This is a genomic window from Lentzea sp. NPDC036949, from assembly GCF_055608075.1.
In genome coordinates this window covers 216,490-241,472 of the sequence record NZ_JBVJRA010000005.1, presented here as the reverse complement: position 1 = coordinate 241,472, position 24,983 = coordinate 216,490, and the positions used below count along the sequence as shown (strand labels likewise).

Genomic DNA, 24,983 nt, shown 5'->3' with positions numbered 1-24,983 from the left:
GAGCGATGACGGTGCAGGTTCGGGCGGGGCTCGGCGTCGGACGCCTGGCCGCCGCACTGGCTTCCCTGGTGGAACTGCACCCCGAGCTGTGCCGTTCGGGCTTCGCGCACCACGAGGTCACCGACCCCGCCGCCGCCACGGCCGCCGCACTGGCCGAAGCGGAGGCGGGGCTCGACCTGCGGGCGGGTGTGCTGATGCAGGCCGTGTGGCTGGACGCCGGACCCGAGCGGTCGGGGCGGATCGTGCTGGTGCTGCACGACGTCGTGGCCGACCGGATGCCGCGCGTGCTGCCGTGGCTGGTGCAGGCCTGGAAGCAACCCGCGCTGGTCGGCTAGTCCCGATCTTGTCGGACCCGCTGAGTACGGTGAGACGCAGGGGATCCCGACTCGGGGGTACCCCTGCGTGAGCGCGGCCCGGACCCGCTGGGTCACCCGTCGGTGGTGCACCGGGGGAGCGTCCGCGCCGGCGTGCCCGTCCGTGCCGAGGGGGCCGGTCCGCCGCAGCGCGTCCAGCCTGGCCGGGTGCGATCGACCGGCCGGGTGCGTCCAGTCTGGCCCGGTGCGATCGACTGGCCGGACAGCACGGCCACGCCACCCGTCACCGTGACCGCCCGCGCCGCGGGTCGCGTCCGGACGCGGCAAGACCCCGCCCGGCCTAGGTCCGCTGCGCCACGAACACGTGCTCGCGCCCAGGCCGGTCGGGCGCGTCCCGCACGTCCGCCACCCGGAACCCGCACCCCATCAGGCTGTCCACGACCTCGTCGTGCGACCGGAACCGCAGCGTGGAGTCCGAGGCGAGCTCGGTCCCGTCGGGGAACCGGTAGGTGTGCCGGAACGACACGAACGGCAGCCGCACCTCCAGCACCTCCAGCCGCTCGGTCACGCCGCCGACCGCGCGGTCCGGCCGGTCCGCCCACTCCTCCCAGGCCCGGGACTCCGGCCTGCGCGTCTCGAACACGAGGTGCCCGCCGGGGCGCAGGGCCGCGTGGACGCCGCGCAGCGCCGCCTCCCAGTCGGTGCCGAGGAACACCTGCGCCACGTTGCCCGTCATGACCGCGAGGTCCACCCGCAGCGGCGGCAGCGAGGTCGCGTCGCCGTGCAGCCACGTCACCCGCGAGTCCTTGGCGCGCGCCAGCTCCAGTGACGCGAGGGCCGGGTCCACCCCGACCACGTCGAGTCCTGCCTCGGCCAGCAGCACCCCGAGGCACCCGGTGCCGCACCCGACGTCGAGCACGCTCGCCGCGCCGAGCTCGGCCGCGACCGCCAGGTAGAGGTCCAGGTCGGTGCGCCGGCCGTCGAACGCGTCGTAGACGGCCGCCAGGCGCGGGTCGGAGAAGATCAGGTCGGGCATCTCGCGTCCTCGTTCCCCGTCACGAACGGGCGGAGCAGTGCGATCAGCTCGTGGTCCGGCCGCCCGTTCAGCTCGTCCTCCGCCACCCGCCGGGCGATCCCGGCGAGGAAGTCCGCGACCTGCACCCGTGCGTCGTGCTGCGAGTCGGCCAGGGTCAGCTCCGCCAGCCGCGGCGCAGCCTCCTTCAGCCGCCGGATGCGGTCCTCGGTCAGCGACAGCTGCTGGTCGTGCACGATCGACACCGGGCCGCGCCACTGCGCCACGGCCCGCAGGATCGCCGGGAACAGCGGGTCCAGGGCGCCGCGCGGCCCGCGGGCGCGCAGCAGGTCGTTGTAGTGCTCCAGCGGGCCGGTGACCGGCCCGAACTCCGCGCGCACCCGTGCGGCCAGGAACCGCCGCTTGTCCACCAGCTGCACGCGCGCCCGGCCGGCCAGCGGGCCAGACGGGTCCAGGAACCACAGCAGCACCCACCGGTTCTTCTGCCGCAGCAGGTGGTTCGCCTTGTACTCCAGGGCCGGCGACCTGATCATCGACCGCAGCTCGGCGACGCACGCGCCGGCCTCCTCGCGGGACAGCCGCACGGCCGCGTGCGCGAAGACCGCCGTGACCCCGCCGACGAGCTTCTCGCCCTCGGAGCCCGACTCGTCGCAGGCGATCTCCATCAGGACGCCGCCGTGGCCGTGGTTCGCATCAGGGGTCGAGGATGCCCCACCCGCGCGGTTCCGGTCGCCCGAATTTGTTGACAGCGGCGGTGGTCCGGTGCTGTGATTCAACGCACAACATACAGGAAACCTTCTTAACTAAATCGCCGCCGCGCCCTGTACCCCTGCACAGGAGGCACCTGTGGCCAGATCCCTGTTCTTGGTCGTCCCAGCCGCACTGGCGCTCAGCGTCCCCGCCGTCGCGGTCGCCGCCCCGGTCCAGCACCAGGCGGAGAACGCGACGATCACCCACGGCGTGGTGGAGTCCAACCACGCCGGCTTCACCGGCTCGGGCTTCGTCAACTACGACAACGAGGCCGGCAGCTCGGTGGAGTTCACCGTGACCGCCGCCGCTGCCGGCCCGGCGACCCTGACCTTCCGGTTCGCCAACGGCCAGACGGCCGACCGCCCGATGGACATCTCGGTGAACGGCGCACTGGTCGCGGACGAGCTCGCGTTCCCGAGCACGGGCGCGTGGACGTCCTGGACGACCCGCTCCACCGCCGTGACCCTCACCGCGGGCACCAACAAGATCAAGACCGTCGCGACCACGTCCAACGGCGGCCCGAACCTGGACCGCGTCGACGTCGACCAGCAGTCCGGCACGCCGGACACCACGGCCCCGTCGGTCCCCGGCGGCCTGCGCTCGACCGGCACCACGGCGACCTCGGTGTCGCTCGCGTGGGACGCGTCCACCGACAACGTGGGCGTGACCGGCTACGTGCTGTCGAACGGGCAGACCGCGACCGGCACCACCCACACCGTGAGCGGCCTGACGCCGGACACCTCGTACACCTTCACCGTGCGGGCGCGGGACGCGGCGGGCAACCTGTCCGGCGCCTCCGGTGCCGTCACGGTGCGCACGCAGCCCGGAACCCCCGGCGGCACCCGGCCGCACGACGTCAACGGGCTGCTGCGCGTGTGCGGCGTGCAGCTGTGCAACCAGTACGGCAAGCCGGTCCAGCTGCGCGGCATGAGCACGCACGGCATCCAGTGGTACCACCGGTGCTCCAAGTCCCAGTGGTGGGACGCGCTGGTCAACGACTGGAACGCGGACTTCCTCCGCGTCGCCATGTACGTCCAGGAGGACGGCTACGAGACCGACCCCCGCAAGTTCACCGACCTGGTGCACGGCTACATCGAGGAAGCCACCCGCCGCGGCATCTACGTCCTCGTGGACTGGCACCAGCTCGACCCCGGTGACCCGAACTACAACCTGTCCCGCGCCAAGACGTTCTTCACCGAGATCGCGACCAGGCACAGGGACAAGACCAACATCATCTACGACATCGCCAACGAGCCGAACAACGTCTCGTGGGCGCGGGTGAAGTCCTACGCCGAGCAGATGATCCCGGTCATCCGCGACATCGACCCGGACAGCCTCATCGTCTCGGGCACGAACGGCTGGTCGACGTTCGGCCATTCCGACGGCGACAGCCCGTCCGAGGTGCTGAACAACCGGGTCAACGCCACGAACTTCATGTACTCGTTCCACTTCTACGCGCAGGCGCACCAGGACTCGTACCTCAGCGTCCTGGACCAGGTGTCGAGCCAGGTCCCGGTGTTCGTGACCGAGTTCGGCACGCAGGCCGCGTCCGGTGGCGGCAGCAACGACTTCACCATGTCGCAGAGGTACGTCGACCTCATGGCCCGCAAGAAGATCTCCTGGGCCAACTGGAACTACTCCGACGACGGCCTGACGGGCGCGGTGTTCAAGACCGGCACCTGCTCGGGCACCACGTTCGCGGGCACCGGTGTGCTGAAGCCGGCCGGGGTGTGGGTGCGGGACCGCATCCGGACGCCCGACGACTTCCCGACGAGCTGATGCCGGACGAGCTGATCCCGGTGAGGTGAGTGAGGGGGCGTGGCCGGTGCCACGCCCCCTTCACGACGACAACGGCCAGGTGTGGACGGGTTCGTTGGCGTGCATGAGGTCCACGTAGGTCCGCAGCATCGTGCGCAGCGCGTCCGCCCGGTCCAGGTGCGAGTGGTCGTAGTGCCGGTGGAACTCCCTGGCCTGCCAGGTCGCGCCGTTCACACCGCTCAGGCACCGCTGCTCGATCACACCCAGCAGGCGGTCGCGCTCGGCCGAGTCGACGCCCCACCGGATCAGCCCCTCGTGGGCGAGCGGCAGCAGCCGGCGCAGCACCAGCTCGACCACCGGCACGGTGCCGACGCCGGGCCAGTACATCTGCGCGTCCATGCCGTTGCGCGCGGCGGCGTTGAAGTTCTCCTCCGCCGCCTGGAAGCTCATCTGCGACCACAGCGGACGCTCGTCCTCGGCCAGCGCGCGCACGAGGCCGAAGTACAGCGCCGCGTTCGCCAGGGTGTCCACGATGGTCGGACCCGCGGGCAGCACCCGGTTCTCCACGCGCAGGTGCGGCCGGTCCCGCACCACGTCGTACACCGGCCGGTTCCACCGGTAGATCGTGCCGTTGTGCAGCTTCAGCTCGCTCAACGAGGGCGTGTCGCCCTTGTCGAGCACCGCGAGCGGGTCCTCGTCGTCGCAGATCGGCAGCAGCGCGGGGAAGTAGCGGACGTTCTCCTCGAACAGGTCGAAGATCGAGTTGATCCACCGCTCGCCGAACCACACCCGCGGCCGCACGCCCTGCGCCTTGAGCTCGTCGCCGCGCGTGTCGGTCGCCTGCTGGAACAACGCGATCCGCGTCTCCCGCCACAGCTCCTTGCCGAGGAAGAACGGCGAGTTCGCGCCCACCGCCACCTGCACGCCGGCGATGGCCTGCGCGGCGTTCCAGTAGGCGGGGAACTGCTCGGGGCTCACCTGCAGGTGCAGCTGCGTGCTCGTGCACGCCGCCTCCGGCACGATCGAGCTGGACGTGAGGTGCAGCCGCTCGACGCCGTCGATGGAGATCTGCAGGTCCTCGCCCCTCGCCGCCAGCACCTGCTCGTTCAGCAGCGCGTAGCGCGGGTTGCCCGACAGCAGGTCCGGCGTGATGTGCCGGGACCGCAACGTCGGCAGGATGCCGTTGACGACCATGTGCGCGCCGACCCGGCGGGCCTTCTCCTCGGCGTCGTTGAGGCTGCGGCGCACCGTCTCCTCGAACGCCGTGATGCCCCCGCCGGCCAGCCGCCGCGGCGCCACGTTGATCTCGATGTTCCACTGGCCCAGCTCGGTCACGAAGTCCGGGTCGTCGATGACCTCCAGCGCCTCGTGGTTCTTCATCGCGGGATCACCCTGCTCGTCGATCAGGTTGATCTCGATCTCGAGGCCGGTCATCGGCCGCTCGAAGTCGAACCGCGCCTCGCGCAGCATCCGCGCGAACACGTCGAGGCACCGCCGGACCTTCGTCCGGTACCGCGTGCGGTCCTCGCGCGTGAACTCCTGCTTCGCGACGTCCTCGCCCATGGTGGCCTCCCGGCGGTCGAGGGAACACCTCACCACTCTGCACCATGGTTGATCAATCCGACACTCAGGGGAGCGTTCCCGCGCACCAGGTGGGACGCCGGACGCCCGCCGTGTCGCGGCCCCGATGACCAGCCTTCCATTGTCCCGAATTCCGGGGTGGATTTCCCGGCGGTCCGCGGAGAAAGCCGGCGGTCGTTCAGGCGCCCATTTTCATTCGGCCCCTTACCTGGTTGCGAGTTGTCCACTTTTTGACCCTTTTGTGGGCTGTCCTCGCACCGTGTCGGCGGTGCTACCGTGCGAAGTCAGCGACGAGAGCCGGGTGGGGAGCCTTGGGGAACATCGCGAGGTTCGGCATTTTGGGACCGTTGTGCGTCACGCGGAACGGCAGGGCCGTGAAACTGGGGGGACCTCGGCAGCGGACGTTGCTCGCCGCGTTGCTGGTGCGGGCGGGCAAACCGGTGGGGCTGAGCGGCATCGTGGACGCGCTGTGGGGGGAGAACCCGCCGGCGAGCGCGGTGGCGAACGTGCACACGCACGTGAACCGGCTCAGGAGCGCGTTGAAGGACGTCGGGCTGGACGGGCTGCTCGTCACCGACGGCAGCGGGTACCGGTTGCTGGTGGAGCCGGACCAGCTCGACAGCGCGCGGTTCGAGGCCTCTGCCGGGCAGGCCCGGAGCGCACTGCGCGCCGGGGACGCGCTGAAGGCGGTCGAGCTCTGGCAGGAGGCGTGGGACTGCTGGCGGGGCGCGGTGCTGGAGGACGTGCCGCGGGCCGGGTGGCTCGAGACCGAGGTCGTGCGGCTGGAGGAGCTGGCGGCCGCCGCGCGGGAGGACTGCGCGGACGCGCGGCTCGCGGCCGGGCAGTACCGGGCGCTCGTCACCGAGCTGTCGGCGCTCGTGCGGGAGCAGCCGCTGCGGGAGGGGCTGTGGCGGCGGCTGATGCTCGCGCAGCACCGGGCCGGGCGCCGCGCCGAGGCGCTGGAGACGTACCGGGCGGTGCGGGAGGTGCTGGTCGAGGCGCTCGGCGTGGAACCGTGCGCGGAGATCCGGGAGCTGCACCGGGAGGTCCTGCGCGGCGAGGGACCCGTGGTGGTGCGACCGATGCAGCTGCCGCCCGGCGCGCAGGACGTCACCGGGCGCGCCACCCAGACCGCGCGGCTGCGCCGGTTGCTGACCGGGCGGGCCGGTGCGGTCGCCGCGATCACCGGCAAGGCGGGCGTGGGCAAGACGACGCTGGCGGTGCGGGTCGCGCACGAGGTGGCCGGGCACTTCACCGGCGGACAGCTCTACGTGCGGCTGGGCGGCACGCACGCGCCGCGCGACCCGGCGACCGTGCTGGCCGAGCTGCTGATCGCGTGCGGGGTGCACCCGCACGCCGTTCCGGAGGACCGGGAGGCCCGCGCCGCGCTCTACCGGTCGCAGCTCGCGGCGCGGCCCGTGCTGGTCGTGCTCGACGACGCCGCGAACATGGCGCAGGTGCGGCCGTTGCTGCCGGGCACGGCGGGGTCGGCGGTGCTGATCACGAGCCGGGCGCAGCTGGTCGACGTCGACACCGCGCACACCGTGCACCTCGACGTGCTCAGCACGGAGGACGCGGTGCGGGTGCTCGCCTCGATCGCCGGTCGGTCCCGGCTCGCCGCGGAACCCGACGCCGCCAGGGCGGTGGCCCGCTACTGCGGCAACCTCCCGCTGGCGCTGCGGATCGCGGGCTCCCGGCTGGCCCGCAGGGCGCACTGGACGGTCGGGCGGCTCGCGGAACGGCTGGCCGACGAGGGCACCCGCCTCAACGAGCTGTGCATCGACGACCTGGAGGCGCGCGCCAGCCTCGCGCTGAGCTACGAGGCGCTCGGACCCGCCCAGCGACGCGCGTTCCGGTTGCTGAGCCTGCTCGACGTGCCGGACTTCCCCGCCTGGGTCGCGGGGCCGCTGCTCGACGTCCCCGTCGCGGACGCCGAGGAGCTCGTCGACGGCCTCGCCGACGCGCACCTGCTCGAACCAGCGGGCCACGGCCGCTACCGGTTCCACGACCTGCTGCGGGTCTTCGGCCGCGAACGCGCGCAGCAGGACGACCCCGGCCGCACCGCGGCGCTCACCCGCGCGTTCACCGCCTGGCTCGACCTGGCCGCGCGCGCCGAGTCCGGGCTGCCGAGCCGGTTCCTCAAGGTGCGGCTGGAGGTGCGGGACGCGCGCCTGCCGGGGGACGTCACCGCCCGGCTGCTCGCCGACCCGCTGGCGTTCCTGGAGGCCGAACGCGACGCGCTGGTCGCCGTCGTCGAGCAGGCGCTCGCGCTGGGCCTGACCGCGCTCGCCGCCGACACCGCCGGGGTGCTGACGACGTTGTTCGACCTGCGCAGCCACTACGACCTGTGGCGGCACACGCACGAGCTGGTCCTGGCGGCCGCGCAGGAGAGCGGCGACGCCCGGCGCACCGCGGTCCTGCACCAGGGGCTCGGCGCGCTGGCGTTCTACCGCGACCGCTTCGGCGAGGCGCGCACGCACTTCACGCGGGCGCAGCACCTGTTCCACGACCTCGGCGAGGTGCCGGGGCAGGCCTACGCCAACCTGGGCCTGGGCAGCGTCGACCTGTTCCACGGCCGCCACGACGAGGCCGCCGCCCTGCTCGCGCGCGCCAGGGCCGGCTTCCACCGGTGCGCCGACGCGTTCGGCGGTGCCTTCGCCCTGCAGGGGCTCGGGGTGGTGCGGCGCAACCAGGGCCGCCTCGACGAGGCCGCGGCGTTCCTCGACCGCGCGCTGGCCGCCTTCGCCGAGCTCGACTCGGACTACGGGCGGGCGTGCGTGCTGTTCAGCTACGGCCTGCTGCACAACGCCCGCGGCGACCTCGCCGCCACCGAGCACGCGATGCCGGCGGCCGTCGGCCTGTTCCGCGCGGCGTCCTGTCCGCGCGACGAGGCGCTGGCGCTGCACGTGTTCGCCGCCATCCACGCCCAGCGCGGTGACGCCGATCGCGCGGCGGCGCTGATGGCCCGGTCGCAGGCCGCGTTCTCGCCGCAGGACGAGAGCGTCGGCAAGGCCGAGACCCTCTACAGCCTCGGCTGGGTCGCCCACCGCGACCGCCGCTTCACCGAGGCGCAGGAGTGCTTCACGCGGGCGTTGCGGCTGTTCGAACGGTTCGACATGCCGCTGCACCAGGTCCGCACCCGTGCCGCGCTGCACAGCACGGGCCTCACCGGCCCCGGCCGGTGAGCGCGCTGACCAGGTGCCGTTGCAGCAACCAGAACACCACCAGGCACGGCAGCGCCGTGGCGGTCGCGGCGGCCATCAGCTCGGCGATGTCCAGCCGTGTGGAGTCCATCGTGGACAGACCGAGGGTGAGCGTGCGCATGTCCGTGGAGTTCGTGACCACCAACGGCCACAGGAAGTCGTTCCAGTGCCACAGGAACACGAACACCGCGAGCGTGGCGAGCACCGGACGGCACAACGGCAGCACGATGTGCCAGTAGGTCCGCCAGTCGCCGGCGCCGTCGACCCGCACGGCGTCGAACACCTCGCCCGGCAGCGCGCGGATGAACTGCCGCAGCACCAGCACCGCCTGGGCGTTGGCGAGCGTCGGCACCACCAGTCCCCACCAGGTGTCCACCCACCCCAGTGACGCGACCAGCAGCAGCAACGGCACCAGCACCGCGTGGAACGGCACCATGAACGTCGACACGATCGTCCACAGCAGCAGGTCCCGGCCGCGGAAGCGCTTGCGGGCGAACACGTACGCGGCCATCGACGCGGACAGCAGGACCACCACCACCGACACCAGCGCGTAGACCAGCGTGTTGAGCGTCCACCGCACGAAGTCCTCGGCCGCGAGCACCACGGCGAAGTTCCGCAGCGTCAGCGACTCCGGCAGGGCGTGCGGCAGCGTCGGGGAACCGGGTGGTGACAGCGCGACCACGACCATCACGGCGAACGGTCCCAGCGCGAGCAGCGTGACCACCGCCAGCACCACGACCGGCCACCGCGAGCGCCTCACGGGTCCCCGCCGAACACCCGCCGCTGGGTCAGCGCCACCAGCAGCACCACGGCCCACAGCACGACCCCGGCCGCCGCCGCGTGCCCGAGGTCGAACAACCGGAACCCGTACTCGTACACCACGTACGCCAGCACCTGGCTGGCCCGCATCGGCCCTCCCTCGGTCAGCACGAAAACGGTGTCGAAGACCTGGAACGCGCCGATCGTCTCGACCACCACCACGAAGAACAACACCGGGCGCAGGAACGGCAGCAGCACGTGCCACACCCGTTGCCACGCGGTCGCCCCGTCCACCCTGGCCGCGTCCAGGCAGTCGGACGGCACGTCCTGCAGACCGGCGAAGAGCACCAGCACCGCGTAGCCGGACCCCTTCCACACGCTCACGACGGCGAGCGCGGGCAGCACCAGCGACGGGTGGGACAGCACCCCCAGCGGCTCGAACAGCCACCGCCACACCACGGCGGCGAGCACCGGGCTGGTGGCGTACGGGGCGAGCAGGGCGGCGCGGAACCAGCCGCGCGCCCACGTGACCCGGTCGAGCAGCACCGCCGTTCCCAGCGCCACCAGCACGGTCAGCGGCACGCACAGCGCGACGTAGCCGAGCGTGGTGCGCAGGCTGGCCGTGAACGTCCGGCTCGCGGCCAGGTCGCGGTAGTTCGCCAGCCCGACGAACGTCCAGCCGCCGCCCGCGTCGTGGTCGGTGAGGCTCAGCCCGGCCGCCCCCAGCACCGGGACGACCCGGAACAGGCCGAAGAGCACCAGCACCGGCAGCAGGAAGAGCAGGGTCGTGACCGCGCCGCGCATCAGCGGCCGAGCAGCCCGTCGACCTCGGCGGCGGCGTCGGCGAGCGCCTGCTCCGGGGTGCTCCTGCCCAGCAGCGCGGCCTGCAGGTGCGGGGCCAGCAGGCCCATCACCCTGCGCGCCTGCGGGTGCGGGTCACCGGCCGACGCGTAGGGCAGCGCGTCGAGGAAGCTCCTCGCCAGGGCGTCCTGCGGCGGCGCCACCTCGGCCCACGGCGCGAAGAAGTCCGACCGGGCGCACAGCGCGTCGACGACCTCCCGCGAGCTCAGGTGGGCGAGCACGGTCCTGGCCGCCGCGGTGTCCTTCGCGGTGCGCACCAGCGCCAACGCGCCGGGCTGGCCGAACGTCGCCCGCACCCGGCCCTGCAACGGCGGGCCGACCGCGGTGTTGTCCGCTCCGATGCCCGCCGCGATGGCGCGGGCCTCCGCGGCGGTCGTCACGTGGCTCATCGCCGCCTTCCCCAGCGCCACCGGGTCGTCCCTGATGTCGCTCTTGCGGGTCGTGACGTCCGCGGGCAGGCCGCCCGCCGCCGCGAGGTCGACGAGGAACCGCAGCGCCGCGACGCCCTCCGGGGAGGAGAACGCGCTGCGCCGGCCGTCCGGGCTGAACACCGTGCCGCCCGCCTGCCACAGCAGCGGGTAGAAGGTGATGTTGAGCGTCTCCTCGGCCGACCCGGCGTAGTCGAGCACCGGCACGCCCCTGGCCGCGAGCCGCGGCGCGGCCGCCCTGACCTCGTCCCACGTCCGCGGCAGTTCCGTGATCCCCGCCTGCGCGAACAACGCGCGGTTGTAGACCGTCGTCGTGACGGTCTGGTACAGCGGCACGCCGTAGACCTCGCCGTTCACCGTCAGCGCCGAGACCGCCGACGGCCGGAACGCCGTCCCGCTCGCCGCCACCACGTCGCCGACCGGCTGGAGCGCCCGCTGGGCGGCGTACTGCGGGATCATGTCCGGCTGCAGCAGCACCACGTCCGGTCCGCTGCCCGACAGCAGCGCCGTGCCGATCTTCTCCTGCCGGCCGGCCCACGGTTGCAGTTGAATCCGCAGGTCGATGTCGTGCGACGACTCGAAGCCGCGCTCGACCTCCTGCCAGAACGCCCTGCTCGCGGTCTCGTCGTCGATGACCGGGTACAGCCACACGGTCACCGTCCGGCCGGTCACCGGTGCGCCGCAGGCCGTGAGGGCGAACGCCAGTGCCGCGGCGAGCAGGCGCCTCACGCCGGAATCCCGAACAGGCCGGCGGCGTTGCGCCACATCACGTGCTCGTGCTCGCGTTCGCTCAGGCCCGCGTCCACGACCACGCCGAGCGCGATCGCCGGGTCGACCAGCGTGCTGTCGGTGCCGAAGAGCACCTGCTCCACCGGCACGCGGTCCAGGGCGTAGCGGAAGCGGTCGCGGTCGGTGATCGAGCAGCACGGTTCGAGGTAGAGCCGGTCGCTGCGGACCGCCGCTTCGACCGCCGTCCGCCACGCCGGCCCGCCCATGTGCCCCGCGATCACCCGCAGCCCCGGCACCTCCTCCAGCACGTCCACGAGACCCAGCACGCTGTCGTCCCAGGTGTGCACCAGCACCGGCAGCCCGGCGGCCGCAGCCATCCGCAGCGCCTCCCGCGTCGGCGTGGACGTGAGCGGCAGCGCGGGGTAGGTGGTGTGGATCTTCACGCCCACGAACCGCTTCGCCGGGGTGTAGCGCTCCAGCTCGCGTGCGGCCTCGTCGAGCTGGTTGGGGTTGATGACGACGTATCCGAGCAGACGCGGTTGTTCGGCCAATGCCTCGGCCATCCACCTGTTGCCGCTCACCATGTCGTAGGTGACCGCCTCGGACGCGGACACGATCTGCCGGTCGATGCCGTAGCGGTCCATGAGCTTGATGTTGACGTCGACGGCGCCCACGTCCGTCGAGAAGAACCACGGTCCCGCGTGCCCGTGCACGTCGATGATCATCGGGCGTCCTCCAGCCACGCCGTGGCCGTGCCCCCGGCCACCTGGTGCCACTCCTCGGTGCCGAGGCCGGACATGCGCAGACGCAACGCCGACGGCATGACGTCGTGCACCGGCGCCCGCGAGCCGTACGCGAGGTGGTGCGCCCCGACCTCGCCCGCGATCCGCTCGATCGAGTCGGGTCCGACCAGCATCCGGGTCGAGGCCACGAACCCCGGCTCGCGACGGGCGAGTACGACGAAGTCCGCCACCTTGTAGGCGTGCACGTCCAGGAAGCACACCCGCGTGCCGCTGAACGCGGGCCAGTAGCGGCTGATGTCGCCGCTCGTCAGCAGCACCATGCCGTGGGCCGACGCGAGGCCGACGACGTGCTGCAGACCCGGTGACTCCGGCTCCACCCATTGCTCCGGCGGGAACACCCGCAGCAGCCGCACACCCTCGGCCGCAAGGCGCGCTATCTCCGTCTCGGCCGTCAGCGCGTCACGGATGTCCACTGTGCCCACGGGGACATGACCCGTCTGTTCGATCGCCTTGCGCATCTCGTCGTTGCCCGAGCACGCGTCGAACAACCCGCCCCGCAACGAGCACACCAACCCGCGCGCGATGCCGTGACGAGAGAGCTGCTCACCCACGGCCTCGATGGACGCGTCGACGTCGCGGGTGGGCACAGCGCCGAAGAGCACGTCGACGTCGAGCGCGATCTCGTGCCGCTCGTGCGGGACGTGGGGGAGGGGAGCCACCATGACCGGCAGCCTGGTGGCCGCCCCTACACGAGCCCTACACGGCGGGCACCGCGATCGCGGTGACCAGGACGTCGCCCTGCACCAGCCAGCGGCCGCGGAAGTCCGCGATCGGGGTGTCGGGCAGCAGGATCCGCGAGTGGAACGTGCCGTCCGGGTCGAGCGTGATGTCCGCGTCCTCGAACCCGAGCCACCGCCGCGTGACCGGGAACCACGCCTTGTACGTGGTCTCCTTCGCGCTGAACAGCAGCCGGTCCCAGCAGATCTTCGGGTCCTCCGCCCGCAGCCCGGCCATCCGGTCCAGCTCGGCCGGCACCGCGATGGCCCCCAGCACCCCGTCCGGCGCGGGCCCGTGCGGTTCGGCGTCGATGCCGATCGTCAGGAAGTCCGCCGTGCTCGCCAGCGCGGCCGCCCGGTAGCCCAGGCAGTGCGTGAGGCTGCCGACGACGCCCTCCGGCCACAGCGGCTCGCGCTTGGGCCCCGGCAGCACCGGCGCGGGCGCGACACCGAGCCGCGCCATGGCCTGGCGCGCGCACCAGCGCGCGGTGCCGAACTCCGCGCGGCGCTTGGGCACCGCGTTGCCCAGCAGCGCCTCCTCCTCGGGGAAGAGGCCGGCCGGCTGCTCGTCGTCGAACCGTTCCACCGCCGCGATCGGCGGGGGGAGGAGTTGTTCCAGCACCTATGACTCCCGCAACACGTCGTGCAGCTTGGCCCCGGTCACGCCGCGCGGTCGCCACTCGCGCGGGTAGCCGAGGGAGACCTCGTCGAAGCGCACGCCGTCGTAGACGGTCGTGCGGGGGATGTGCAGATGGCCGTAGACCATCTCGACGGCGTTGAACCGCGTGTGCCAGTCGGCCGTCGCCGTGGTGCCGCACCACAGCGCGAACTCGGGGTAGCGCAGCACGAACGTGGGGTCGCGCACGAGCGGGTAGTGGTTGATCAGCACGGTCGGCCCGCTCACCTCGGCGAGCCGTCGCGCGGTCTCCTCCACCCGAGCCCGGCACCAGGCCTCGCGCGACGGGTAGGGGTCGGGGTGCAGGAAGTACTCGTCGGTGCACACGACGCCCGCCTCGTGCGCGATGGCGAGGGCGGACTGCACGTCCGTGGCACCCGGTGGCCTGAACGAGTAGTCGTAGCCGATGAAGAGGGGACAGACGGTGACCGGCCCGCCGTCGCCGTCGAAGACCGCGTACGGGTCCTCCGGGGTGAGCACGTCGAGGCTGCGGCAGAGTTCGACGAGCTGCTTGTAGCGCACCTCGCCGCGCGCCTGGTTCTCGTCGTCCTTCGTGGTCCAGAGCTCGTGGTTGCCTGGGGACCAGATGACCCGGCCGAACCGGGGGCGCAGCGTCCGCAGGGTCCACTCGATGTCGCCGAACTTCTCACCCACGTCCCCGGCGACGATCAGCCAGTCGGCCGGGTCCGGTGCGGTGATCGCCGCCACCACGTCGCGGTTGTCCTGGTAGGAGACGTGCAGGTCGCTGGTGGCCAAGAGCTTCACACCTCGACGGTAGCCGTGGCGTCAACGCGAGGAGATCAACCTGAACCGAAGAGACCACCCGTTCGTGTCCTGAGTAACACGACCGGTTATCCGTTCGTCGCAGACAGTGCGCCACTCGTCTCAACAGGGCGAGCCGCAAGTCGCCGACCTTGCCCCGCTCATCGCTGCCGACGGCCCGCGCACTTACCTGTCCACCTGCACCGTTCCTACCGTGAGCGCTGTCACCTGACGGAAAAGTCCTGGCGGAGGACCACACCATGACCGACTCCCAGTTCGCCCGCACGCCGGACCCGCGACTCGCGCGCGGAGTCCCGCAGCGGCAGGTCCCCCAGGGTCAGGTCCCCGCGCGCCCGGTGCCCGCGCGCCAGGCCCCCCAGGGTCAGCTGCCCCAGCGCCCGCTGCCGCCGCGCCAGGGCCAGGTGCCCCGCTACGGCCAGCCGGTCGACCCGCGCCTGGCCGCCGCACCGTCGTTCCGCCGCACCGTCGGCGCCGAGATCGCCCGCCACGCCCAGCAGCACCAGGCCTACGCCGTCCCCTCGCGCCGCAGCACGGCCGAGGAGACCGCGCTGGCCACCCTGCTGCGCTCCCGCCAGCGCGCCGAGTCCGCCCGCCAGGACACCCGTTCCGCCGACACCTCCGTCCCGCGCCAGGACTCCTGGATGCGCGCCGGCGTGTGGCCGGAGCAGACCGCCGACCCCGGCCGCGGCGACGTCATCGAACAGCTCTCGTCCCGCCTGGTCAGCCCCAACCTGTGGGCCGTCGTCGAACCCCTCATCCCACCCGCGAAGGTCCGCCGCCAGGGCGGTGGCCGCGGCCGCGTCTGCAACCGCACGGTCTTCACCGCCATCGTCTTCGTGCTCTCCTCCGGCTGCGCGTGGCGGCACCTGCCCGCGTCCTTCGGCGTGACCGTGCCGACCGTGCACCGCCGCTTCCAGGAGTGGACCGACCTGGGCCTGTGGACCCGCCTGCGCCGCGCCGTGGCCGAGGGCGCCTGCGGCACCGACGAGGTCGACTGGATCCGCGCCGTGCTCGACGCGGCGGACCGCCGGTCGGCGAAGGCGGCCGGCTGAGGCGCCGTCCCCCTGCTCGCGCCGGGGTCACCCTGAGGAAGGGTGGCCCCGGCGTTGTGTTGCGCTCGCCCGGTTCGTGCGCCCTGCCGAGCACTGACCGCTCATCGCACCGTGACCGGCCGACCGGTGTCCGCTCAGTGCGTTGTCGCTGTCGCCTCCGCGATCATCTGGCGCGCGTGGGTGATGAACCGCGTGGCTTCCGGCATCGTCAGCACCACCGCGTCGCCCGCCGGACCGAGCACCGCCACTCCAGACCGCTCATCGCACCCGTGACCGCTCATCGCACCCGTGACCGCTCATCGCACCACGACCGCTCATCGCACTCATGGCCGCTCCCGCGCCACTTCACCGCATCCCGCGTCACATGCCGTTGATGCCCGCCTGGTACTTCGGCACCCGCACGGTGATCTTCGTGCCCAGTCCGCACGCCGTCTCCACCACGAGCCCGTACTCGTCCCCGTACACCCGCCGCAACCGCTCGTCGATGTTCCCGAGCCCGATCCCCGCGGACTCGTCGACCTGACCGGCGAGCGTCCGCCGCAGCTCGTCGGGGTCCATGCCGATGCCGTCGTCCTCGATGGTGATCTCGGCCTCGGCACCGCTGTCGTTCGCGTAGATCTGGATGTGGCCCGGCTCGACCTTGCCCTCCATGCCGTGCCGCACGGCGTTCTCGACGAGCGGCTGCAGGCACAGGAACGGCACGGTCACCGGCAGCACCTCGGGCGCCACCTGCAACGTCACCCTCAGGCGTTCGCCGAAGCGGGCGCGTTCGAGGGCGAGGTACTGGTCGATCGAACGCAGCTCCTCGGCCAGCGTCGTGAAGTCGCCGTGCCGCCGGAACGAGTAGCGGGTGAAGTCCGCGAAGTCGAGGAGCAACGTACGCGCGCGCTCCGGGTTGGTGCGGACGTACGAAGCGATGGCGGACAACGAGTTGTAGATGAAGTGCGGTGAGATCTGGGCGCGGAGTGCGCGCACCTCGGCCTCCACCAGGCGCGTCCGCGAGCGGTCGAGCTCGGCCAGCTCCAGCTGCCCCGCCGCCCACCGGGCCACCTGGTTCGTCGCGCGGACCAGGCCCGCGGAGGCCTCGCGGGAGTAGGCGGCCAGGGTCCCGACCACGCGGCCCTCGACGGTCAGCGGGGCGACGACCGCGCAGTTGATCGGGCAGTTCGGTTCGGTGCAGCCGATGTCGAACGCCTGGGTGCGGCCGGTCAGGAACACGTCCTGCGCCTGCGCCATCGCCTCCGCGGCGTGGTGCTCGGACACGCCCTCCCACGCGACGACCTCGGTCTCGTCGGTCAGCGCGAGCGCGGGGGTGTCGAGCAGGGTGCGCAGGTGGCGCGCGGACCTCTTCGCCGCGTCCGGGACCAGGCCCGCGCGCAGCGGGGGAGCGGCGGACCAGGCGGTGTGCAGGGTCTCGTAGGTCACGCGCTGGGCCTCGGTCGACAGCGACTGCCGGCTGCGCGTGCCCCGCCACAGCACGAGCACCGCCGCCCCGCCGACGATCAGGATCGCCGCGGCGGTGAGGAGGTCGTGCATCTCAGTTCACCTCTAGCTTCGCTCGTCGCCGTGGGAAGACGAACCTGAGCCGTCCAGCCCGAGGTTCTCGGGCGCGTGGAGCTTGACCATCGTGCGCTGCACCCCCGGCGGCACGTGCCGCTGGGTGAGCAGGGAGACCACGTACATGACCCCGAAGCCCAGCGGCACCGTCCACGCCGCCGGACGGGACAGGAGCGTCTCGTACCGGGCGTCGCCGGTGTCGGTGAACATCGTGACCAGCCCCGCGGTCAGGGCGGGCAGGCCGCCCGCGAGCATGCCCGCGATGGCGCCGGCGGTCGTGATCCGGGTCGACCAGATCCCCAGCATCAGCAACGGGCACAGCGACGACGCCGCCACCGCGAACGCCAGGCCCACCATGTCCGCCACCGGCATGCCCGTCGACACGAACGTCATCGCCAGCGGCACGATGCCCGCGAGCACCGTCGAGATCCGGAACCCGCGCACGCCGCCGAGCCGCAGCACGTCCTGCGACAGGACACCCGCCAGCGACACCACCAGCCCCGAGGACGTCGACAGGAACGCCGCGAACGCGCCACCGGCCACCAGCGCGCCGAGCAGCTCGCCGCCGAGACCGTCGATCATCCGCGTCGGCAGCACGAGCACCACGGCGTCGGTCTGCCCGGTCATCAGCAGCTCGGGCGTGTACAGCCGGCCGAGCGCCCCGTACACCGGTGGCATCAGGTAGAACACCGACAGCAGGCCCAGCACGATCAACGTCGTGCGGCGCGCGGCCGTGCCGTTCGGGTTGGTGTAGAAGCGCACGATCACGTGCGGCAGCCCCATGGTCCCCAGGAACGTCGCGATGATCAGCGAGTAGGCCGCGTACAGCGGGAACTGCTGCCCGCTCGACTCCGGCAGCGACCACGTCTCGTTGGTGTTGTGCCCCATCGTGGACACGTGCGGCACGGTCGAGCCCTGCGGGAACGTGAGCTTCGAGCCCTGTCCGACGCGGTGGTGGCCGGCGGTCAGCACGTGCCCGCCGCCCTCCACGCGCTGCCCGTCGACCTCGCCGGAGCCCCGGACGGTGACGGCCTGCTCGGCGTGCACCACCGTCTCGTTCCGGAACACGACCTCGGTGTCCTGCCGGAACGACGGGAACTCCGGTGCGGTCAGCGACTGGGCGCCGTGCACCTGCCACGCGACGACCAGGAACACGACCGGCACGGTGATCGCGGTGAGCTTGAGCCAGTACTGGAACGCCTGCACGAACGTGATCGACCGCATCCCGCCGGACATCACGTTGACCGTCACGACCGCCGCGACGACCAGCGCGCCCACCCAGTCCGGCGCCCCGGTCACCGTGTTCAGCGTCAGCCCCGCGCCTTCGAGCTGCGGCAACAGGTACAGCCAGCCGATCGCCAGCGCCAGCGCCGACGCGACGCCCCGCACACCGCGCGAGCGGAAGCGGGCCTCGGCGAAGTCCGGCAGCGTGTACGCGCCGGAGCGGCGCAGCGGTGCGGCGACCATCGTCAGCAGCACCAGGTACCCGGCGGTGTAGCCGACCGGGAACCACAGCATGTCCGGCCCGTAGGCGAAGATCAGCCCGGCGATGCCCACGAACGACGCCGCCGACAGGTACTCGCCGCCGATCGCCGAGGCGTTCCACCACGGCGACACCGTGCGCGACGCGACGTAGAAATCCGACGTGGTGCGGGAGACGCGCAGCCCGTACGTGCCGACCAGGATCGTGCCCAGTGCGACGACCAGCACCGCCACGACGGCGTACCCGCTCGTCATGGCCGTTCGACCAGCTCCGCGAACTCGCGCTCGCTGCGTTCGGCCTGCCGCACGTAGAACCAGCCGGCCAGCAGCAGCATCGGGCCCGTCGCCACGCACAGCAGGAACCACGGCAGCCCGAGCCCGAAGATCCGCATCTTGCCGATCTGCGGCTCGATCGCGAACAGCAGCGGCAGCAGTCCCAGCGTCCCGCACACCACGAAGCACACCGACAGGCCCAGCCTGCGCTGGGCGCGGATCAGGGTGCGCATGTAGACAGCGCCGAGCTCGCTCTGCTCGTTGATCTCCCTGGTGCCCGGGTACGGCCGCCGGGCCCGCGGCGCCCTGGTGCGGGGACTCGTCACCACCACGCGCTGGACCGGCCGCGGGGGCGGCTGCCCCGGTGGCGGTGTCGTCACGACCCCAGCCCGTTGCGCGGGTGCGCGGTGGCCGCGGGCGCGGCCTGACCGGACACCGGCGCCGGCCGGGCGCGGCGCACGAGCAGCTGCCGCAGGTGCCGGGCGTGCCGGCGGCTCACCGGCAGCACCGCGCCGCCGATCGTGACGCTGAGGTGCCCCTCCTCCAGCCGCAGCTCGTCGATGTGGCCGAGCGAGACGAGGTGGCTGCGGTGGATGCGCACGAACCCGGCGCTGCGCCAGCGCTCCTCGAGCCCGTTGAGCGCGGCGCGGACCAGCCCGCTGCCGGTCGCGGTGTGCAGCCGGGCGTAGTCGCCGTGCGCCTCCACGTACCGGATGTCAGCGAGCCGGATGAAGCGGGTGACGCCGCCGAGCTCGACCGGGATGACCTCGTCACCGACCTCGGGCGGGGTGGCGTTGGCCGGTTGCGCGGCCGCGGGCGGGGCGGCCTCCGCGGGGTTCTTCGAGTCCCAGACCTCGTGCACGATCCGGTGCACCGACTCGGCCAGCCGCTCCTGGCGCACCGGCTTGAGCAGGTAGTCGAGCGCCTTGAGCTCGAACGCCTCGACGGCGGGCTGCTGGTGCGCGGTCACGAACACGACCGGTGGCGGCTGCGCGAACCTCGACAGCACGCGGGCGAGGTCGAGACCGTCCAGTCCCGGCATGCGGATGTCGAGGAACACCGCGTCGAGCGGCTGGCCCGCGTCCATCGCCCGGTGCAGCACCCGCAGCGCCTTCGTGGCGTCGGTGACGGCTTCGACGTGCGCGATGCGCGGGTCCGAGCGCAACAGGTAGGTGAGGTCCTCCAGCGCGGGTGCCTCGTCGTCGACGGCGAGCACCCGCAGGGACCATTCGAGGCTGCCACGTCGATCCGGTCCCTCGCACAGGGGGCACGGCAGACCTGAGGTCATTCGAGATCGAGTCCAAACTGTGTACGGCCGATCCTCACGTGGCGCGACTGGACCACGCTCGGTCAACGCGCGCCTGGTGAGCCGAGGGCGTCGGATACGCGATCATGCCTCCTCACGGAGGGTGAGTCGCCGCGGGGGTCCGGTTGCCCGTCGTGCGCACGGCAAGCACCCCCTCGACCCCAGAAAGCCCAATTGGCGCATCATCCGACAGGTCGAGGAGGTACGGGAACCCTCCGAACGGGTGCGTCTGGCCCCTGTCATCGGCGCCGTCGTCACCCACCGTGCAGTTGCCTGGTCACGCGAGCGGCGGCCTCAGGACTGCCGGATCGCCCTCGGCTGGGCCGCCAGCGCGTCACCCAGCGTGATTTCCAGCTCGATGAACGACTCCTCCGCACGCCGCGCCGCCACGCTCACCGAGGCGGCAGCGGCCGGCCCGACGAGTCTGCGGGTGGGCGCGCGCAACGCCTGGATCGCCTCGGACCACTGGTTCGAGAGCTTGGCCAGTCCGCTCAGCGTGTCGACGAGGGCTTCGGTGTTGTCCGGCGGCGACGCGACGATCTCCGCCAGCCGGTCGCGCAGCGAGTCCAGTGCCGGGTCCACTTCACTCCTCCCGTGGTGGTGCGCCAGTGGGCGGCTGCGGCTGCCGAGAACGAGCGCGAACTAATTCCCCCATGGGCAACACCATATCTCGACCGCGGAGGTGCGGCGCAATGATGTTGCCCCGACCGGACCACCCGGCCAATCAAGCCGTCATAGCGCCCCGGTGGAGCCGTCGTCTCAACTGGCCAGCGGTTATGCCCGATCGCTGAAATGCATCGGGTTTCAACGTTTAGCGGGTGCAGAATCCAGGTAACCCCGGATTCTGCGCATTAACGCTTTTGTCGTGGCCGCTGTCGCGCGCACCCAGGCCGGAGAACGACGAAGAGTCGTTCGAATTCGTACGGGATTCGCGAAACGGTCCGCGGCCCGGTTCCGCGACCGGGGCGCGGGGACGGCCTCAGAGCCGGCCGACGTCGGTGATGGTCAGCGCCGCCTCGCCCAGCTCGTCGGACTCGGCCAGGTCGACCTCGGCGTTGAAGCCCCAGTCCTTGTCCCCGGCGGGGTCCTCGAAGATCTGCCGGCACACCCAGCGCTCCTGCTCGACGTTGATGATCAGGAACGCCGGGCCGCGCGCGTTGGGGCCGGTGCCGATGTCCGAGTGCTCCTCGAAGTACGGCTCCAGGGCGTCCATCCACTCCTTGGCCGTCCAGCCGGACTCGTGGTCCAGCTCGCCCAGCGAGTACCAGTCGCGCTTGGCGGCGAGCTCGACGCGGCGGAACAGGGCGTTGCGCACGAGCACCCGGAACGCGCGGGTGTTGCGGGTGACGGCGGGCGGCTGGTCCACGCGGACCTCCTGCACCGTGCCGTCGGGGTTGGTGAGCTTCTCCCACTCGTCGATCAGCGACGAGTCGACCTGGCGGACGAGCTCGCCCAGCCACGAGATCAGGTCCTGCAGCTCCTCGGTCTTGGCCTCCTCCGGCACCGTCTGCGACAGGGCCTTGTAGCCGTCGGCCAGGTAGCGCAGCACGAGGCCCTCCGAGCGGGCCAGGCCGTAGAACGAGACGTACTCGGTGAACGTCATCGCGCGCTCGTACATGTCGCGCACGACGGCCTTGGGGGACAGGTGGTAGTCGCCGACCCACGGGTGGCCGCGGCGGTAGGTGAGGAACGCCGCCTCCAGCAGCTCCTCCAGCGGCTTCGGGTAGGTGACGTCCTCCAGCAGCTCCATGCGCTCGTCGTACTCGATGCCCTCGGCCTTCATGGCGCCGATGGCCTCGCCGCGGGCCTTGTGCTCCTGCGCGCCCAGGATCTGCCTCGGGTCGTCCAGCGTGGACTCGATCACCGACAGCACGTCCAGCGCGTAGCCGGGGGCCTCCCGGTCGAGCAGCTCGATGGCCGCGAGCGCGAACGGCGACAGCGGCTGGTTCAGCGCGAAGTTGAACTGCAGGTCCATCGTGAGCCGGAAGTCGCCGCCGGAGCGTTCCACGACACCGGCCGCGACCAGGGCCCGGTACATCGCCAGGGCGCGCTTGATGTGCTTGAGCTGCTTCGGGCGGTCCTCGTGGTTGTCCTCCAGCAGGTGCCGCATCGCCTGGAACGCGCCACCGGCCGGGCGGCCGATCACGTTCAGCAGCATCGCGTGCGAGACCTGGAACGACGACGTCAGCGGCTCCGGCTCGGCGCCCACGAGCCGTTCGAACGTCGACTCGCTCCACGACACGAACCCGTCGGGCGCCTTCTTGCGGACGACCTTGCGCTTCTTCTTCGGGTCGTCGCCCGCCTTCAGCAGCGCCTTGCGGTTCTCGACCTCGTGCTCGGGCGCCTGCACCACGACCGTGCCGACCGTGTCGTAGCCGGCGCGACCGGCCCGGCCGGCGATCTGGTGGAACTCGCGGGCCTTGAGGATGCGGGTGCGGGTGCCGTCGTACTTCGCCAGCGCCGTGAACACGACCGTGCGGATCGGCACGTTGATGCCGACGCCGAGGGTGTCCGTGCCGCAGATGACCTTGAGCAGACCGGCCTGGGCGAGCTGCTCGACCAGCCGCCGGTACTTGGGCAGCATGCCCGCGTGGTGCACGCCGATGCCGTGCCGCACCAGCCGCGAGAGCGTCTTGCCGAAGCCGGAGGAGAACCGGAAGTTGCCGATGAGGTCGGCGATGGCTTCCTTCTCCTGCTTGGTCGCCACGTTGACGCTCATCAGCGACTGCGCGCGTTCCAGCGCGGCGGCCTGGGTGAAGTGCACGACGTAGATCGGCGCCTCGCGGCCGTGCAGCAGGTCCTCGATCGTCTCGTGCAACGGCGTGAGGACGTACTGGAAGTTCAGCGGCACCGGGCGCTGCGCCGAACGGACCACCGCGGTCGGGCGGCCGGTGCGCCGGGTCAGGTCCTTCTCGAAGAACGCGACGTCGCCCAGCGTCGCCGACATCAGCAGGAACTGGGCCTGGGGCAGCTCGATCAGCGGCACCTGCCACGCCCAGCCGCGGTCGGGCTCGGAGTAGAAGTGGAACTCGTCCATCACGACCTGGCCGACGTCCGCGGCCGTCCCGTCGCGCAGCGCGATGTTCGCGAGGATCTCCGCGGTGCAGCAGATGATGGGCGCCTGGTCGTTCACCGAGGCGTCGCCGGTCATCATGCCGACGTTCTCCGGCCCGAACACCTCGCACAGCGCGAAGAACTTCTCCGAGACCAGCGCCTTGATCGGCGCGGTGTAGAAGCTGCGCTGGTTGCCCGCCATCGCGACCAGGTGGGCACCGATGGCCACCAGGCTCTTGCCCGACCCGGTGGGCGTGCTGAGGATGACGTTCGCCCCCGAGACCAGCTCGATGACCGCCTCCTCCTGCGCGGGGTACAGCGCCAGGCCGCGTTCGGCGGCCCACCCGGAGAAGGTGTCGAACAGTTCGTCTTCGTCGGCGATCGAGGTGAGCCGGTCCGTGAGTGCAGTCATCGCGGGTGAACTATAGGTGGTACGCGTACTCGGTGAACTCCCAGTCGGTCACGAACCGCTGGAAGCGGGCCACCTCCTCCCACTTGAAGTCCACATAGGACCGGACGAAGTCCTTGCCCAGCACCTCGACCATCGCCGTGTCCTCCTCCAGGTAGGCGAGGGCGTCCGGCAGCGTGGCGGGCAGCGTCGGGGCCTTGGACGGGTCGTAGCCGTAGCCCGCCGAGGGACGCGGCGGGTCGATCCGGTCGCGGATGCCCAGGTAGGTGGCGGCGATGAGGCCCGCGATGCCCAGGTACGGGTTCGCGCTCGCGTCGCCCAGGCGCAGCTCCAGCCGGGTGGTCTCGCCCCGCTCGGCCGGGACCCGCAGCATCGAGCTGCGGTTGTCGAGGCCCCAGTCGATCAGCCACGGGGCGAGCGAGTCCGGGCCGAACCGCTTGTAGGAGTTGACCGTCGGGTTGAGCAGTGCGGCCAGCGCCGGTGCGTGGGTGAGGATGCCGCCGATCGCCCAGCGCGCCTCGTCCGACAGGCCGTGCGAGGTGCCCGCCGCCTGGAACGCGTTGCGGCCGTCCTTCTCGTGGCACGACAGGTGCAGGTGGAAGCCGGAGCCGCCGCCGTCGTTGAACGGTTTGGCCATGAACGTCGCCAGCCGCCCCTCGCGCCGGGCGAGCTCCTTCACCGAGGTCTTGAACCGGAACGCCCGGTCGGCCGCGTCCATCGCGGGGGAGTGCACGAGGTTGATCTCGAACTGCCCGCCGGCGTACTCGTGGTTGCCGCCGGTGGTCTGCAGGCCCGCCGAGCTCAACGTCCGGAGAGTTCTCAGCAGGTGACCGTCCGAGTCTCCGCGGCGGCCGGTCGCGTACACGTTGCCCGGCTCGTCGCAGTACGGCCGCCACCCGTTCGGGCGGTCTTCGTCGGGTTCGCAGAGGAAGTACTCCAGCTCCGGCCCGACCACCGGCGAGAGACCCGTGGTCTCGAACACCTCCAGCGCCCTGCGCAGCACCTGGCGGGGTGACTCGTCGACGGGTCGCTCGTCGGCCGGGCTGAGCGCGTCGCCGATGCACCACGCGACCCCCGGCTCCCAGGGGATCGGCAGCAGCGTGTCGAGGTCGGGCACCACGATCACGTCGGGCAGCCCCGCGTCGAGCACCCCGCCGTTCTCGGTGGTCTTGCCGCCCGGCGTGGTGCTGTAGACGGCCCGGCAGAACGACAGCCCGCGCTGCGTCACCGCAGGTAGGTGTTCGACGAGGACGTCGCGCCCCCGGTCCGTGCCGAGCAGGTCGGGGAAGACGACGCGCACCACGTCGATGCCGTCGTCGCCGAGTCTTGCCGCGAGCTCCCGTGTCACCTGTTCACCGACCACGTCGAACTACCTTTCCTGGCCCAGTGCGTCGCTGGCGCGGAAGGGGACAACGTTCGAGGTGCGAGCGCTGTCGACCCGTCCGTGGAGCGCAGA

Annotated in this window: 20 protein-coding genes and 1 pseudogene; 4 read left to right on the top strand and 17 right to left on the bottom strand. The window is 71.9% G+C overall.

Annotated features, from left to right (window positions below; all coding sequences use genetic code 11):
• Positions 1–5: 5 nt before the first annotated feature.
• A complete protein-coding gene (locus ACZ7CD_RS16650) occupies positions 6–335 on the top strand; it encodes a condensation domain-containing protein (RefSeq protein WP_360386889.1) in 330 nt (109 codons plus the stop codon).
• 319 nt (positions 336–654) lie between these two features.
• Here ACZ7CD_RS16650 and ACZ7CD_RS16645 read toward each other — a convergent pair whose 3' ends face one another.
• A complete protein-coding gene (locus ACZ7CD_RS16645) occupies positions 655–1,350 on the bottom strand; it encodes a class I SAM-dependent methyltransferase (RefSeq protein WP_470368625.1) in 696 nt (231 codons plus the stop codon).
• Positions 1,338–2,012, bottom strand: a complete 675-nt coding sequence (locus tag ACZ7CD_RS16640; RefSeq protein WP_360386894.1) for an NAD-dependent protein deacetylase of SIR2 family — start codon at positions 2,010–2,012, stop codon at positions 1,338–1,340. Before ACZ7CD_RS16640 ends, ACZ7CD_RS16645 begins: the two co-directional genes overlap by 13 nt.
• A 181-nt stretch (positions 2,013–2,193) precedes the next feature.
• On the opposite strand from ACZ7CD_RS16640, the gene ACZ7CD_RS16635 reads away from it, so the two are divergent.
• Positions 2,194–3,876 carry a cellulase family glycosylhydrolase gene (locus tag ACZ7CD_RS16635; RefSeq protein ID WP_470379178.1) on the top strand — a complete coding sequence of 561 codons (1,683 nt, stop codon included), beginning with the start codon at positions 2,194–2,196 and terminating at the stop codon, positions 3,874–3,876.
• A 60-nt stretch (positions 3,877–3,936) separates the two neighbouring features.
• Here the strand turns inward: ACZ7CD_RS16635 and ACZ7CD_RS16630 are convergent, their stop codons facing one another.
• On the bottom strand, positions 3,937–5,418 hold the full coding sequence (locus ACZ7CD_RS16630) for a glutamate-cysteine ligase family protein (protein WP_360388337.1): 1,482 nt from the start codon (positions 5,416–5,418) through the stop codon (positions 3,937–3,939).
• Between the two features lie 392 nt (positions 5,419–5,810).
• On the opposite strand from ACZ7CD_RS16630, the gene ACZ7CD_RS16625 reads away from it, so the two are divergent.
• Positions 5,811–8,621 (top strand): AfsR/SARP family transcriptional regulator, encoded by a 2,811-nt coding sequence (locus tag ACZ7CD_RS16625; RefSeq protein ID WP_470368624.1) that lies wholly within the window; start codon positions 5,811–5,813, stop codon positions 8,619–8,621.
• On the opposite strand, the gene ACZ7CD_RS16620 is transcribed toward ACZ7CD_RS16625, so the two are convergent.
• The 7 genes from ACZ7CD_RS16620 to ACZ7CD_RS16590 are packed head-to-tail and all read right to left on the bottom strand — an operon-like array spanning position 8,602 to position 14,376.
• Positions 8,602–9,399 carry a carbohydrate ABC transporter permease gene (locus tag ACZ7CD_RS16620; protein WP_360386902.1) on the bottom strand — a complete coding sequence of 266 codons (798 nt, stop codon included), beginning with the start codon at positions 9,397–9,399 and terminating at the stop codon, positions 8,602–8,604. The two genes, ACZ7CD_RS16625 and ACZ7CD_RS16620, sit on opposite strands and share 20 nt — an antisense overlap.
• Positions 9,396–10,202, bottom strand: coding sequence for a carbohydrate ABC transporter permease (locus ACZ7CD_RS16615; RefSeq protein WP_360386904.1), 807 nt, complete (start codon positions 10,200–10,202; stop codon positions 9,396–9,398). The genes ACZ7CD_RS16620 and ACZ7CD_RS16615 overlap by 4 nt, the downstream gene beginning before the upstream one ends.
• Positions 10,202–11,416: an ABC transporter substrate-binding protein gene (locus ACZ7CD_RS16610; RefSeq protein WP_360386907.1), complete on the bottom strand. Its 1,215-nt coding sequence runs from the start codon at positions 11,414–11,416 to the stop codon at positions 10,202–10,204. The genes ACZ7CD_RS16615 and ACZ7CD_RS16610 overlap by 1 nt, the downstream gene beginning before the upstream one ends.
• Positions 11,413–12,141 (bottom strand): amidohydrolase family protein, encoded by a 729-nt coding sequence (locus ACZ7CD_RS16605; RefSeq protein ID WP_360386909.1) that lies wholly within the window; start codon positions 12,139–12,141, stop codon positions 11,413–11,415. Before ACZ7CD_RS16605 ends, ACZ7CD_RS16610 begins: the two co-directional genes overlap by 4 nt.
• Positions 12,138–12,881 carry an amidohydrolase family protein gene (locus tag ACZ7CD_RS16600; RefSeq protein ID WP_360386911.1) on the bottom strand — a complete coding sequence of 248 codons (744 nt, stop codon included), beginning with the start codon at positions 12,879–12,881 and terminating at the stop codon, positions 12,138–12,140. Before ACZ7CD_RS16600 ends, ACZ7CD_RS16605 begins: the two co-directional genes overlap by 4 nt.
• A gap of 34 nt (positions 12,882–12,915) precedes the next feature.
• Positions 12,916–13,557 carry a 4'-phosphopantetheinyl transferase family protein gene (locus ACZ7CD_RS16595; protein WP_360386914.1) on the bottom strand — a complete coding sequence of 214 codons (642 nt, stop codon included), beginning with the start codon at positions 13,555–13,557 and terminating at the stop codon, positions 12,916–12,918.
• Positions 13,558–14,376 (bottom strand): metallophosphoesterase family protein, encoded by an 819-nt coding sequence (locus ACZ7CD_RS16590; RefSeq protein WP_360386917.1) that lies wholly within the window; start codon positions 14,374–14,376, stop codon positions 13,558–13,560.
• Between the two features lie 659 nt (positions 14,377–15,035).
• Here ACZ7CD_RS16590 and ACZ7CD_RS16585 point away from each other — a divergent pair.
• Positions 15,036–15,434, top strand: a pseudogene (locus ACZ7CD_RS16585) (transposase); the annotation flags it as partial.
• 372 nt (positions 15,435–15,806) lie between these two features.
• On the opposite strand, the gene ACZ7CD_RS16580 reads toward ACZ7CD_RS16585, so the two are convergent.
• From ACZ7CD_RS16580 to ACZ7CD_RS16550, 7 genes are all read right to left on the bottom strand, one after another.
• On the bottom strand, positions 15,807–16,982 hold the full coding sequence (locus ACZ7CD_RS16580) for a histidine kinase (RefSeq protein WP_360386920.1): 1,176 nt from the start codon (positions 16,980–16,982) through the stop codon (positions 15,807–15,809).
• Positions 16,983–16,994: 12 nt separating this feature from the next.
• Positions 16,995–18,740 carry a sodium/solute symporter gene (locus ACZ7CD_RS16575; RefSeq protein ID WP_458433371.1) on the bottom strand — a complete coding sequence of 582 codons (1,746 nt, stop codon included), beginning with the start codon at positions 18,738–18,740 and terminating at the stop codon, positions 16,995–16,997.
• Entirely contained in the window at positions 18,737–19,138 is a 402-nt protein-coding gene (locus ACZ7CD_RS16570; RefSeq protein ID WP_360386926.1) for a DUF485 domain-containing protein, read from the bottom strand. The genes ACZ7CD_RS16575 and ACZ7CD_RS16570 overlap by 4 nt, the downstream gene beginning before the upstream one ends.
• Entirely contained in the window at positions 19,135–20,046 is a 912-nt protein-coding gene (locus ACZ7CD_RS16565) for a LytR/AlgR family response regulator transcription factor (protein WP_470379177.1), read from the bottom strand. The genes ACZ7CD_RS16570 and ACZ7CD_RS16565 overlap by 4 nt, the downstream gene beginning before the upstream one ends.
• Before the next feature lie 312 nt (positions 20,047–20,358).
• Positions 20,359–20,646 (bottom strand): hypothetical protein, encoded by a 288-nt coding sequence (locus ACZ7CD_RS16560; RefSeq protein WP_360386932.1) that lies wholly within the window; start codon positions 20,644–20,646, stop codon positions 20,359–20,361.
• A gap of 397 nt (positions 20,647–21,043) precedes the next feature.
• On the bottom strand, positions 21,044–23,530 hold the full coding sequence (locus ACZ7CD_RS16555) for a DEAD/DEAH box helicase (protein ID WP_360386935.1): 2,487 nt from the start codon (positions 23,528–23,530) through the stop codon (positions 21,044–21,046).
• 10 nt (positions 23,531–23,540) lie between these two features.
• Positions 23,541–24,890, bottom strand: coding sequence for a glutamine synthetase family protein (locus ACZ7CD_RS16550; protein ID WP_360386938.1), 1,350 nt, complete (start codon positions 24,888–24,890; stop codon positions 23,541–23,543).
• Between the last annotated feature and the right edge of the window lie 93 nt (positions 24,891–24,983).